The organism is Pseudomonas sp. G1002, assembly GCF_013385455.1.
Lineage (GTDB): Bacteria > Pseudomonadota > Gammaproteobacteria > Pseudomonadales > Pseudomonadaceae > Aquipseudomonas.
Map to the genome: position 1 here is coordinate 33,154 of NZ_JACAPY010000036.1, position 13,250 is coordinate 46,403.

Annotated in this window: 10 protein-coding genes and 1 pseudogene; 3 read left to right on the forward strand and 8 right to left on the reverse strand. The window is 63.4% G+C overall.

Annotation, left to right across the window (positions count from 1 at the left end):
• Positions 1-62 precede the first annotated feature (62 nt).
• Together HX801_RS23770 and HX801_RS23775 are read left to right on the forward strand one after the other, a co-directional pair.
• A complete protein-coding gene (locus HX801_RS23770) occupies positions 63-1,544 on the forward strand; it encodes a methyl-accepting chemotaxis protein (RefSeq protein ID WP_102605081.1) in 1,482 nt (493 codons plus the stop codon).
• A gap of 108 nt (positions 1,545-1,652) precedes the next feature.
• A pseudogene (locus tag HX801_RS23775) lies at positions 1,653-1,910 on the forward strand (terminase); the annotation flags it as partial.
• Between the two features lie 19 nt (positions 1,911-1,929).
• Here HX801_RS23775 and HX801_RS23780 read toward each other — a convergent pair.
• The 3 genes from HX801_RS23780 to HX801_RS23790 all read right to left on the reverse strand — a co-directional run bounded on the left by HX801_RS23780 (position 1,930) and on the right by HX801_RS23790 (position 3,952).
• A complete protein-coding gene (locus HX801_RS23780; RefSeq protein ID WP_177022857.1) occupies positions 1,930-2,727 on the reverse strand; it encodes an acyl-CoA thioesterase II in 798 nt (265 codons plus the stop codon).
• 101 nt (positions 2,728-2,828) lie between these two features.
• Positions 2,829-3,593 carry a CHAD domain-containing protein gene (locus tag HX801_RS23785; RefSeq protein WP_177022858.1) on the reverse strand — a complete coding sequence of 255 codons (765 nt, stop codon included), beginning with the start codon at positions 3,591-3,593 and terminating at the stop codon, positions 2,829-2,831.
• Between the two features lie 80 nt (positions 3,594-3,673).
• On the reverse strand, positions 3,674-3,952 hold the full coding sequence (locus tag HX801_RS23790) for a hypothetical protein (protein ID WP_003218744.1): 279 nt from the start codon (positions 3,950-3,952) through the stop codon (positions 3,674-3,676).
• 217 nt (positions 3,953-4,169) lie between these two features.
• Between HX801_RS23790 and HX801_RS23795 the strand changes: the two genes are divergently transcribed.
• Complete coding sequence (locus tag HX801_RS23795) at positions 4,170-5,207, forward strand: patatin-like phospholipase family protein (RefSeq protein ID WP_008437733.1); 1,038 nt, start codon at positions 4,170-4,172, stop codon at positions 5,205-5,207.
• Positions 5,208-5,335: 128 nt separating this feature from the next.
• Here the strand turns inward: HX801_RS23795 and HX801_RS23800 are convergent, their stop codons facing one another.
• From HX801_RS23800 to kdpA, 5 genes are all read right to left on the reverse strand, one after another.
• Positions 5,336-6,031 carry a response regulator gene (locus tag HX801_RS23800; protein ID WP_003218747.1) on the reverse strand — a complete coding sequence of 232 codons (696 nt, stop codon included), beginning with the start codon at positions 6,029-6,031 and terminating at the stop codon, positions 5,336-5,338.
• Positions 6,032-6,068: 37 nt separating this feature from the next.
• Complete coding sequence (locus HX801_RS23805; RefSeq protein WP_177022859.1) at positions 6,069-8,720, reverse strand: sensor histidine kinase KdpD; 2,652 nt, start codon at positions 8,718-8,720, stop codon at positions 6,069-6,071.
• Between the two features lie 143 nt (positions 8,721-8,863).
• On the reverse strand, positions 8,864-9,409 hold the full coding sequence (gene kdpC / locus HX801_RS23810) for a potassium-transporting ATPase subunit KdpC (RefSeq protein ID WP_008437728.1): 546 nt from the start codon (positions 9,407-9,409) through the stop codon (positions 8,864-8,866).
• A gap of 67 nt (positions 9,410-9,476) precedes the next feature.
• Positions 9,477-11,534, reverse strand: coding sequence for a potassium-transporting ATPase subunit KdpB (gene kdpB / locus HX801_RS23815; protein WP_177022860.1), 2,058 nt, complete (start codon positions 11,532-11,534; stop codon positions 9,477-9,479).
• A 12-nt stretch (positions 11,535-11,546) separates the two neighbouring features.
• Complete coding sequence (gene kdpA / locus HX801_RS23820; protein WP_177022861.1) at positions 11,547-13,241, reverse strand: potassium-transporting ATPase subunit KdpA; 1,695 nt, start codon at positions 13,239-13,241, stop codon at positions 11,547-11,549.
• Between the last annotated feature and the right edge of the window lie 9 nt (positions 13,242-13,250).

The following is a 13,250-nucleotide window of genomic DNA, read 5'->3' on the forward strand; positions in this document are numbered from 1 at the left end:
CCCGATAGCGGCACAATAATGGCACCTTGCCAATGCTGTTTCCGCTATCAGAGAAAACCTTCATGGGTGCCTGGCTTAGCAACATCTCGCTGAAGTATAAATTCTGGGCCGTGAACGCGGTCGCCTTCATCACCACCCTGCTGCTGGTGTTGTACGCCGTGCAGCTCGAACAACAGGCCCGCAGCCAGGCCTCACAGGCGTCGGCGCAAGCCCAGGGGCGCTTGCTCGGTGCCTGGCCCGCCGGCCAGCCACTGCCCAAGGGCGAGCACTGGCTGACGTTTGCCAGGGGCAAAGTCCCACAACTGGGCGACGAAGATCTGTCAGCCCTGGCCAACGCCAGTGGCTGGGTGGATTTCAATCACATGCCACTGCTCGGCGAAAACCCGCTGATGGGCGCCGAAGTAATCAGCCGTGCCGACGGTCAACAGGTCGCCGTGCTGGCCTACGGGCCCAGCTTGAGCCAAGTGTTCGAAGAACGCTTCGCCAACTACGCCGTAGCGGTGATGATTCTGATGCTGGCCATGCTCGGCGCCTCACAGCTGCTGATCCGCTTTCTCCTCAGCCAGCTCAACACCTTGAAAGACGTGATGCTGCACGTCGAGAAAACCGGCGACCTCTCGGCCCGCGTCCCCCTGGCCTGCAAGGATGAAGTCGGGCAGATGGCCAGCGCGTTCAACGCGATGCAGGCGGGTTATCAACGGGTGGTCAACACGGTTGCGCGCACCGCCAGGCAACTGGACGACGGCGCCGCACGCCTGGCCAGCAGCATGAACGAGGTGCAGCACGGCATGCTCGGCCAGCAAAGCGAAACCGACCAGGCCGCCACGGCGATCAACGAGATGACCGCCACCGTCTACCACATCGCCCAGCACGCCGGCGCCACCCGCGACCTGTCCCAGACGGCTGACACTCTCGCCGGCAGCGGCCAGGAAGTGGTCAGCCGGGTACAGCGCTCGATTGCCGGGCTGTCCACCGGCGTGCAGCAGACCGCCGAAATGATCCAGAAGCTGGCCGAGGACAGCCAGAAAATCAACGGCGTGGTCGGGGTGATTCACAGCATTGCCGAACAGACCAACCTGCTGGCCCTCAACGCCGCCATCGAAGCCGCCCGCGCCGGCGAAATGGGCCGGGGTTTTGCCGTGGTCGCCGACGAAGTGCGCAACCTGGCCAAGCGGGTGCAAAGCTCCACCGATGAAATCACCCGCATGGTGTCCGCCCTGCAAGCCGGCACCCGGGACGCGGTGGACTTCATGCAGGAAAGCTCGTTCAAGGCCGACGACTGTGTGCAACAGGCTCAAGAAGCCGGGATTGCCCTCGCCGAGATCACCGGCGCGGTGGCGCAGATGCGCGAGAGCAACACGCAGATTGCCGTGGCTGCCGAGCAGCAAAGCCATGTGGCCGAGGAAATGAACCGAGCGGTGGTGAGCATTCGGGACGTCACCGAAAACACCGTGCAGCAGACAGTAGACTCGGCGACCACCAGCAATGAGCTGGCAACCCTGGCCGGGGAACTGAGCAAGGCCATCGGCCAGTTGCGGCTTTAACCCCTGAAGAGATGGCTATGGCCCCCATAGCCATCCTTGATTCGCGGCCCCACCCTGCCCGACCTAAACTCTGCTCAAGATGTTTCAACGGACAGAGGAATCACGATCATGGGCAAACGTCATCCGAATATCCCCGCCTGGCAATGGCGCACCCACCCGCAAAATCACCAGCACGGGACCAATCAAGTGTTGCAGCTGATTGCGCTGCCACTCCTGGTCATCGGTTTTCTGTTGATGGCATCGGGCGTGTTCAGCGAGAACCTGGCGAGTGCCGCCATCGGTATCGTCGGCATTCTGGCAGCCCTTGGATTGCAGCATCACGGTCGCCGCCTGGAGGCACGCGGCAGCGACGCCTCCAGCGATCAACACTTGCTGGTCTGAGGACTCAGGCGAACACCACCACCGACTGGCGGCTGATAGCGATCAACTGGCCGTCGGGGCTCCACAACTGCGCAGCCGCATGGCCATAGCCATCGCGGGCGTGCTCGATGTGGACCAGGTATTGGCACCAGTCCAGGGTGCTCAGGTTTTGCAGCGGTTGGACAAATTCGATGGTCCAAGTCAGGGTGCTGCCGGCCGCCGGTTGTTTCAGGTGCGGCAACACCGACGGTGGCCACGCATCCACCAGCGCAAGGATGTGCGCTTCGGTCAGCGGCTCTTCTTTTACATCGCCACGCAAGCGCACCCAGCCGCCCATCTCCCGGGATGTATTGCCGGTGAACGGCAGGCCACCGACGCTCCAGCGCATCGCCAGGTGGCGCATGAACTCCGGCGTCACGCCTTTGATGTAGGGCAACTCCTGGCATTCATCCCAATGCTTGAAGGTGGGCGCCGGTTCGGCGGCGACGTCAATCTGCGAAGGCCGTGATGCGCCAAAACTGGCCTGCACCAGGGTCATCGTTTCACCGTTCTGCACCACACGTCCCAGCACTTGGCTGACGGCCTTGCCTTCGCGCAGCACTTCGACTTCGTAGCGGGCCGGCACGTCCGGCGCCACCGGGCCCACAAAGGTGATCGCCAGTGAGCGCAACGGGCGATCCGCCGGGACCTTCGCCCGCAAGGCCTCGTACTCCAACGCCGCAACCAGCCCGCCAAAGCTGGCGCGGCCCTGGGCCCATTCGGCCGGGATCGAAACGTCCAACGGGTGGCTGCGGACAGCGTCGAGCAAATCACTAAAGCGCATGGCGGTCTCAACTTGAAAAAGGAGTTGAGGGATCTTAACCAGCCGGCCTACACCACGCAGCGCCTATTCCGGCCAAAATCCCGGACAGATAGGTCGCAGGGTCAAGCGAAGCAGTCGGCGTTCAACTTATCCAAAACCCGATCCGCCTGCCCTTCCGCCTCGGCCATGGTGCGGTGCCAACCAGGCACGCACGGCTGCAAATCGGGCTCGTGCCCGGCTTGCGCCAGCCATTGCCAGCAATCGTGCCAATCACCCAGGGCGCCCTGGGCCGCCTTGAGACGCGATATGGCTTTGGGCGGTAGCTTGTTCAGCTCGGGATAAGCCTCGGCCGCATAACGCACGCGCTTGATCAACAGGCGCAGGCGATGACGGTCGTGGTTGGGGTCGTGCAGCGCTTCGCCGAGCTTCTTCCATTGCTTGGCCAGGCGTTTTTCAATGCGCGTGCGCAGGCCATTGAGCAATTTCTGCCGTTGGGAGGCGCGGATAAAGCGGGGGAATGCTTCGAGGATCAACAGCAGTTGCGCCACCTCAGGCCCTTGTGCAACCGAGCGGTAGGTGGCCGGCTGCTGCCGGATACGCCGCTCGGCCGCCTCATGATGGCCGTGTTGGTGGAGGTACGCCGCCAGCACTTCGCGGTCGCGAAACGGCGTGGTCAGTTGGCCGACGGCACTGGCGGCCGCCTCGAGTTGCTCGACACCGGGCAACCCGCGCAATGGCCGCAACAGGCTGCGCAAGCGCCGCACCGTGGTGCGCAGATCATGCAGGGCCTCGTCGTCCGTGACGGCGGCGAGGCGCGCCTGGCAGCTCAGTAACCCAACTTCCAGGCCGATGACCTGCGCGACTAGCTGATCGACCAAGGCTGACATCCTTTCCTCCTCAATGATTAAACCTTCGGGCTTGAGGCCGCCGACGCAACCTCGTTGCACTCGACAACTGCTACGCGGGGTTAGCGCCCGGCGCGCGACTCACGAATATAGAAGCGGGCTTTCTCGGCCTTGGTCGAGCAGCCTTCGAAGGCTTCGAACTGCTGCTGGGTCTTGGCGCCAGTCAACAACGACAGAGCCTTGGAGTAACTCACGGTGCCGGCGAAACCTTCGGCCTTGGCCAGGTCCAGCTCGTGCCACGCAGCATCCAGTTGCGTGCCGCAGCTGTCGCGATAAGCGGTTTTCCCGGCACAACCGGCCAGGGCCAACACGATCACAGGCACACACATCCAGGCTTTCATCAAATGACACCTCAAGAAAAGAAAAAACAGTCACAGGTGTAGACGTTGCCTACACCGAAAAGTGCCTTATCCGACTGCCTGAATCCGCAGTCCCGATTGCCAGAGCATACCCGAGCGTGGTGGCCCGCTCGCGAAAATAATCGGTTGTGACAGTGATGATTGAAGCGCGCCCCTCGATGGGTGCATTGTGGTCACCTGTTTTGCGAAGGATCAGGTCATGAAGAAACGTGTTGCATTGGTGCTGGGCTCCGGCGGCGCCCGGGGCTACGCCCATATCGGCGTGATCGAGGAAATCGAAAAACGCGGCTATGACATCGCCTGCATCGCCGGCTGTTCCATGGGTGCGGTGGTGGGTGGGATCTATGCTGCGGGTAAGCTGGACGAGTACCGAAACTGGATCGAAAGCCTCGACTACCTGGACGTACTGCGCCTGGTAGACGTGAGCTTTCGCCTGGGGGCGATTCGTGGCGAGAAGGTGTTCGGGCAGATCCGCAAGATCGTCGGCGAGATCAATATCGAAGACCTGCGCATTCCCTACACCGCCGTGGCCACGGACCTGACCAACCAGCAGGAAATCTGGTTCCAGGAAGGCTGCCTGCACCAGGCCATGCGGGCCTCGGCGGCGATTCCCAGCCTGTTCACCCCGGTGATGCAGGGCAATCGCATGCTGGTGGACGGCGGCTTGCTGAACCCTCTGCCGATCGTGCCGGTGGTGTCGAGCCACTGCGACCTGATCATTGCGGTCAACCTCAACTCCACCAACCAGAAGCACTACAAGCTTCCGGTGATCCAGCGTCCGCCGGCGTTCAGGAGCCGCTTCGACAACCTGGTGCGTTCACTGGGTTCGCACTTGCCGTTTCGGCGCAAGCAGGCCGAGCAGTTATTGATGCTGGAACAGGAAGCGCTGCTGGCCCAGGCTGCCGATATCAACCCGTGGCTGGACTCTGCCGAACCCGAGGCGCAACAACCGGCGGCGGCACCGGAAAAGGCCGGGGCGCCAAAGTCGGCGACCGGCTCGTTCATCATCGATAACGTGGGGCCTGCATCGCTGCTGGATTTGATCAACCAGAGCTTTGAGGTGATGCAGACGTCATTGGCGCAGTACAAGATCGCCGGGTATCCGCCGGATATTCTGATCAACGTGCCGAAGCGCGTGTGCCGGTTTTTCGAGTTTTACAAAGCGCCGGAGTTGATCGCGCTGGGGCGGGAGATCGCGAGCGATACGCTGGATCGTTACGAGAGCGAGCAACACTGAGGTTTGATAAGCAGGGCTTGTGTGGCGAGGGAGCTTGCTCCCGCTGGAGTGCGAAGCGCTCCCAGGATTCGGGGGCTGCTGCGCAGCCCAGCGGGAGCAAGCTCCCTCGCCACAGGTGAGCTAACGCTTCAGGCTTCGGTGTTCAATAGCCGATACCCAACACCGGCCTCAGTCACGATAAACCGTGGTTGGGTCGGATCATCCGCCAGTTTCTGGCGCAGATGCCCCACCACAATCCGCAGGTAATGGCTGTCTTCGGTATGGGTCGGCCCCCAGATATCCTTGAGCAGTTGCTGCTGGGTGATCACCCGCCCGGGATGCCGCGCCAGTTGCGCCAGCACCGCGTATTCCTTGCGGGTCAGCGCCACTTCGACACCGTCCAGCAGCACCCGCCGATAAGCCAGGTCTACCGTCAGCGGGCCAAAGCGCAACGCCGCTTCCTGGGCCTCCCCCGCCGGCGCCTGGCGCAACAACGCCCGCACCCGTGCAAGAAACTCCTGGATGCCAAATGGCTTGGTCACATAGTCATTGGCGCCGTTGTCCAGCGCCTCGACTTTTTGCACTTCACTGGCTCGCACCGACAACACCAGTACCGGTACCGTGGACCACTCACGAAACTCGCGCAGCACCTGCTGGCCGTCCATGTCCGGCAGGCCGAGGTCGAGCACCAGCAGGTCCGGTTTACTCAAGGCGGCCTGCGCCAGGCCTTCGTTGCCGGTGCCGGCCTCGATCACTTTGTAGCCCTGGGAGGCCAGGCTGATACGCAAGAACTTGCGGATCTGCGGTTCGTCGTCAATGACCAAAATCGTCGCAGTCTGGCTCATGGTGTCCAATCAAAATCCGTGAAGAAAAGAGGGTAGCTCAAGGTTCGCTTTCCAGGCCAGGCTGGGCCTGCAATGGCAGGAATAAAGTGATGCAGGTGCCACGGCCCTCAATGCCGTCGGCCACGCTGATATGCCCGCCGTGGGCGCCGACCATGCCCTGGCAGATCGCCAGGCCGAGCCCGGTGCCCTGCCCGCCGCGATCCCCCCTGGCGGCGGTGTAGAACATATCGAAAATTTTCGCCCGCTCCTCCTCGGGAATCCCCGGTCCCTCATCGGCAACAGCAAAAAACAACTGGTTATCCTGCACGCCCGCGCTGAGTTTCAGCCGGCCTTGTGCCGGCGAGAAGCGTGCGGCATTTTCCAGTACGTTGACCAGTGCCTGCTCGATCAACGCGGCATGCACGTAGAGCAGCGGCAGCTCGGGCGGCACGTCGGTGATCACCTGCAGCGGCGCCAATACCGCACGCAAGCGGCCCAGGGAGCTGCCGACGATATCGCCGGGTGACACCCAGTCCCGCGCCAGCTTCAGCGCGCCGTGACCCAGGCGAGTCATGTCCAGCAGGTTCTGGATGTAGCGATCCAGGCGCTCAGCCTCATCGCGAGTGCCTTCCAGCAGCTCCCGGCGATCTTCCAGGGGAATCGCCTCGCCGAGGGCCAGCAGGCTGTCGATGCTGCCACGCATGGAGGTCAGCGGTGTGCGCAAATCGTGAGACACCGAAGCCAGCAAGGCGCTGCGCAATTGCTCGGTTTCGCCGTGCAGGCGCGCGGCTTCCAGCTCCTGGCCGAGTTGTGCACGGGCCAGGGCTTGAGCCAATGGCTGGCTCAAGGCCGTGAGCAGGCGACGGCGCTGGCCGCTCAGTTCAAGCCCGGCCTTCGGGCTGACCCCCAGCAGACCCAACGGGCCTTCTTCGCTGGACAACGGCCACCACCACCAGCGCCCGAACGGCAAGGTGCCGGTGCCCATGCCGGCCGGCTGATCGTGCTGCCAGGCCCAGTCGGCGGCGGCGCGTTCGGCTTCGGTAAAGGTGATCGGGCCTCCGGTCTCGACCTTCCAGTCTCCCTGCCCGTCGCGGTTGAGCAGGCACAATTGCAGGTCGCTCCAGCCTTCCAGATGATGCGCGGCGGCACTGATCACTGCCTGGCGATCGGTGGCGGCGGTGAGTTTGCGGGACAGGTCGAGCAGCTCGGTGGTTTCTTCCTGGGTATCGCGCAGCGCCTGCAACTGCCGGCGCTGGCGTGCAGCGAGATTACCGGTGAGCGCCGCCATCAGCAGGAAGAACAACAGCGTCAGCACGTCTTCTTCACGCTGGATCGCGAAGGAGAAATTCGGCGGGATGAACAGGAAGTCGTAGCTCAGGAATGACAGCGCCGCACACGCCAGCGCCGGCCCCAGGCTACTGCGCACCGCCACTAGCAATACGGCGGCGAGGAACACCAGCGAGATATTCGGCAACGGCAAGGCACTGGCGACGCCCCAAGCGACCGCCGCCGCAATCACGGTTGCCACCAGCGCCAGGGCATAGTCAAACCACACCAGCCCGCGTACATCCGGCAAGCGTGGCGGAGCCGGCACTTCGTCACTGTCGAGGACGTTGATTTCCAGGCCCCGTGCATTGCGCAGCAGGCGTGCCGCCAAGCCGCCACCAAACAGATTGCGCCGCCAGCGCGGCCGGGACTGCCCCACCAGAATCAAGCTGGCGCGACGCTCGGCGGCGTGCTGGATCAGGGTCTTGGCCACCTCCCCCGCTCGCAGCAACACCACTTCACCGCCAAGACGCTCGGCCAGTTGCTGGGCGTTTTGCAGGCGCAGGCGCGATTGTTCATCCCGCACCCGGCCGTTATCCACATGCACCAGGCTCCACGGCAAATGCCGACGCTGGGCTACGCGGCTGGCATGACGCACCAGGCGTTCGGCCTGGGCATCGCCGTCCACGCCCACCAGCAAGCGGCCACGCACAGCCGGTGCGGCCTGGCCCAATTGGCGATAACCCTGGGCCAGGTCATCGTCGACATGGGCCGCGGCGGTTTGCATCGCCAGCTCGCGCAGGGCCATGAGGTTGGTCTGGGTGAAGAAGGCATCGATGGCAGCACGGGCCTGTTCCGGCACGTAGACCTTGCCGTCCCGCAGGCGCTCCAGCAGTTCCCGGGATGGCAGGTCGATCAGCAGCAGTTCATCGGCTTCCTGCAAGACCCAGTCGGGCAAGGTCTCGCGCACTTGCACGCCGGTAATGCCGCGCACCTGGTCGTTGAGGCTTTCCAGGTGCTGGACGTTGACCGTGGTGAAGACGTTGATGCCCGCCGAGAGCAATTCCTGAATGTCTTGCCAGCGTTTTTCGTGGCGGCTGCCGGGGGCGTTGCTGTGGGCCAGTTCGTCCACCAGCACCAGTTTGGGCTTGGCGGCGAGCAGGCCGTCGAGGTCCATTTCCTCCAGCATCACGCCGCGGTATTCGGAACGCAGCAGCGGCTGTTGTGGCAAGCCGCTGAGCAAGGCTTCGGTCTCGGCGCGGCCGTGGGTTTCCACCACGCCGGCGATCAGCCGCACGCCCTGGCGCAGCTGGGTGTGGGCAGCCTGGAGCATGGCGTAGGTCTTGCCCACGCCGGGCGCGGCGCCGAGGAAGACTTTGAGCCGGCCACGGCCGTCCCGGGGTAGATCGGCTAACAGGGCATCGGCGCGGCCGGAGTCGCTCATGCGGGCGGTCTTCCTTCAGGTGTTGATGTGGGTTTCTTGAGTCCGCCTTCGCGAGCAAGCCCGCTCCCACATTTGACCGCATTCCAAAGGTGAAACTCAGTCGAATGTGGGAGCGGGCTTGCTCGCAAAAGCGGCGCCACGGCTTACAGTTTTTCCAAGGCCATGTTCAACGCCAGCACGTTCACCACCGGCGGCCCCACCAGCGGGCTTTCGATGTGCTCATCCATCAAGCGCTGCAGGGTCGCCACCGGCAGATTACGCGCGGCAGCTACCCGGGCCAGTTGATAGGCAATTGCCTGCGGTGGCAAGTGTGGATCAAGACCGCTGCCGGAGGTAGTCAGCAATGCCATCGGCACTGGGCCCTGGTCTGGCACCAGCAGTTTCTTGGCATCGTCAAATACACGAGTGGCCAGTGCTGGGTTGCTTGGGCCGAGGTTGCTGGCGCTGCTGGAAACCGTAGCAAACGCACCGGCAGATGGCCGTGGGTGGAACCAGCCGTCACCGGTGAAATCCTGGGCAATCAGGCTCGAACCGCGAACCTTGCCGCTGGCATCGTGCACCAGGCTGCCGTTGGCCTGGTCAGGGAACGCGACTTGCGCCACACCGGTGACAACCAGTGGATAGGCCACGCCGGTGATCAGGCTCATCAACACCAGCAGGCTCAGGGCCGGGCGGATAATGTTGGACATTTCAAATTCCTCAATTCGGTCATTGCAACCTGCAGGCACCGGTTTGCCGGTACCTGCGGGCATCGAGTCAAACCAGGTGCAGCGCGGTCAACAGCATGTCGATCGCCTTGATGCCCACGAACGGCACCACGATCCCGCCCAGGCCGTAGATCAGCAGGTTGCGACGCAGCAACGCCGCCGCACTCGCCGCCTGCACACGTACCCCGCGCAGCGCCAGGGGGATCAGCACCACGATGATCAGCGCGTTGAACACGATGGCCGAGAGGATCGCGCTCTGCGGGCTTTGCAGGTGCATCACGTTGAGCACACCCAGTTGCGGGTAGATCGAGGCGAACAGCGCCGGCAGGATCGCGAAGTACTTGGCCACGTCGTTGGCGATGGAAAAGGTGGTCAGCGCACCACGGGTCACCAGCAATTCCTTGCCGATCTGCACCACGTCCAGCAGCTTGGTCGGGTCGCTGTCGAGGTCGACCATGTTGGCCGCTTCACGAGCGGCTTGCGTGCCGTCGTTCATTGCCATGCCGACGTCAGCCTGGGCCAGCGCCGGGGCGTCGTTGGCGCCGTCGCCGCACATCGCAACCAGGCGACCATCGTTCTGTTCGTGACGAATGCGCGCGAGTTTTTTCTCTGGGGTGGCTTCGGCGAGCACGTCATCCACACCGGCTTCAGCGGCAATCGCAGCAGCGGTCAGCGGGTTGTCGCCGGTCACCATCACGGTGCGGATCCCCAGCTTGCGCAGCTCGGCAAACCGTTCGCGGATGCCGGGCTTGACCACGTCCTTGAGGTGAATCGCGCCGAGCAATTTGCCGTCGGCACACACCAGCAATGGTGTGCCGCCGCTCTGGGCGATCTTGTCGATTTCCCGCGACAGCGCCGGTTGCAGGTCGCGGCGTTGCAGGCCAATGAACGCCAGCAGCGAATCCACGGCACCCTTACGGAACACACGGCCCTGGTAGTCGACGCCGGACAGGCGGGTTTCCGCGCTGAACGGTACCGAGGTCAGCTCATCCGTCGACGGCTCGGCTTGCGGGTGCTGGCCGCGCAGGTATTCGACGATGGACTTACCTTCGGCCGTGTCGTCCGCCAGGGATGCCAGCAGCGCGCCCTCGGCCAATTCCTTGCCGCTGACACCCGGCGCGGCGATCACGTTGGTGCAACGACGGTTACCGAAAGTGATGGTGCCGGTCTTGTCCAGCAACAGCACGTGCACGTCCCCCGCCGCCTCCACCGCGCGACCGGATTTGGCGATCACGTTGAGGCGCACCAGGCGGTCCATGCCGGCAATACCGATGGCCGACAACAGGCCGCCGATGGTGGTCGGGATCAGCGTGACCAGCAGCGCCACCAGGAACACCAGCGGCAGGTTGCCATTGGCGAAGTGGGCGAACGGCTGCAGGGTCACCACCACCAGCAGGAAGATCAGCGTCAGTCCGATCAGCAGGATGTCCAGCGCGATTTCGTTGGGGGTTTTCTGGCGCTTGGCGCCTTCCACCAGGGCGATCATGCGGTCCAGGGTCGACTCGCCCGGGTTGGCGGTGATGCGAATCATCAACCAGTCCGAGACCAGGCGGGTGTTGCCGGTGACGGCCGAGCGGTCGCCGCCGGATTCACGGATAACCGGGGCCGATTCACCGGTGATGGCCGCTTCGTTGACCGCGGCAATCCCTTCGATGACTTCGCCGTCACCCGGGATCATTTCCCCGGCGACCACGCGTACCACATCACCTTTGCGCAGGCTGGTGGCCGGCACGACCTTGAAGCTGCCGTCGGCTTCCTTGCGGCGGGCGCTGAGGCCCTCGCTGCCGGCCTTGAGGCTGTCGGCGCGGGCCTTGCCGCGGCCTTCAGCCAAGGCTTCGGCGAAGTTGGAAAACAGCACGGTGAACCACAGCCACACGGCGATTTGCACGGAGACGTAGGTCGGTACGGCCACCTCCGGCACAAAGCACAGGATGGTGGTGAGGATCGCGGTCAGTTCGACCACCAGCATCACCGGCGAGCGTTGCAACTGGCGCGGGTCCAGCTTGACGAACGCCTGGACCAGCGCCGGGCGCCACAGGGCCGACATTGCGGTCTTGGCCGGCTCCTGGGTTTTCACGGGAGCCGCGTTTTTTGCAGGCATATTCATTTTCATATCCCCTTAGAAGCCCATGCTCAAGTGTTCAGCAATTGGGCCCAGTGCCAGCGTCGGCAGGAAGGTCAGGCCGCCCACCAGCAAAATGGTCACGGTCAACAGGGTCACGAACAGCGGGCCGTGGGTCGGGAAGCTGTTCTGGCCAATCGGTGCGGTCTTCTTCATCGCCAGGCTGCCGGCCAGGGCCAGTACAGGGAGGATGTAGCCGAAGCGGCCAAGCAACATCGACAGGCTCATCATCAGGTTGTGAAACGTGGTGTTGGCGCTGAAGCCGCCAAACGCCGAACCGTTGTTCGCACTGGCCGAGGTGTAGGCGTACAGCAACTGGCTAAAACCGTGGGGGCCAGGGTTACTGATGGCACCGGCCGGGCCAGGCAGGCTGGCGGCGATGGCACCGAGTACCAGGGTGCCGACCGGCATCACCAGCAAGGTCACGACCAGCAACTGCACTTCCTTGGCCTGGAGTTTCTTGCCGAGGTATTCCGGTGTACGGCCAATCATCAAACCGGCGAGGAACACCGCAATCAACACGTTGAGCAACATGCCGTACATGCCGGCGCCGACGCCGCCGAAGATCACTTCGCCGACCATCATGTTGACCAGCGACACCATCCCGCTCAGGGGGTTGAGGCTGTCTTGCATACCGTTGACCGAACCGTTGGACGCGGCGGTGGTCGCCACCGACCACAACACGGTGCCAGTGGTGCCGAAGCGCGCTTCTTTACCTTCCTGCGGTGCCGCCTGCTCAACCGCCGGGTTGTTCAGCGCCGGGTTGGGTTGGTACTCGGCCCACATCGCGGTAGCACCGCCGATGATGAACAGGGCCAGCATGCAACCGAGGATCGCCCGGCTCTGACGCAGGTCTTTCACGTAGTGGCCAAAGGTGAACACCAGCGCCACCGGAATCAGGATGATCGCGCCCAGCTCAAACAGGTTGGCCCAGGCAGTCGGGTCTTCGAACGGATGCGCCGAGTTGACGCCGAAGAAGCCACCACCGTTGGTGCCCAGTTGCTTGATCGCAATCTGGCTGGCAGCCGGGCCCAGTGGGATGACCTGGTCAACGCCCTGCATGGTGACCGCGTTCACATAGTGAGCGAAGGTTTGTGGCACGCCCTGCCAGACCAGGAACAACGCGAACACCAGGCACAACGGCAACAGGCCGTAGAGCGTGGCGCGAGTCATGTCGACCCAGAAGTTGCCCAAAGTCTTGGTGGATTTGCGACCGATCCCACGGCACAACGCGACCAGTACGGCGAGGCCGGTGGCGGCACTGACGAAGTTCTGCACGGTGAGGCCGACCATCTGACTGAGGTAGCTCAGGGACGCTTCACCGCTGTAGTTCTGCCAGTTGGTGTTGGTCATGAAACTGATGGCGGTGTTGAACGCCAGGGTCCATTCCTGACCCGGCAATTTCTGCGGGTTCAGCGGCAGGTATTCCTGGAACAGCAGGATCGCGAACAGCAGCACGAAACCGGCAAGGTTGAACGCCAGCAACGCCAGCGCGTATTTCTGCCAGCTCTGTTCCTGGTCCGCATCGACACCCGAAAGGCGATAGCACACGCGCTCGACCGGGCCGAACACCGGCGTGAGCCAGGTTCGCTGCCCTTCCATTACCTTGTAGTAGAACCGCCCCAGGGCCGGTGCCGGAATCAGCACCAAGGCAAAGAAGGCGATGATCAGCCAATAGTCATAACTGTGCATAGCCTGCTC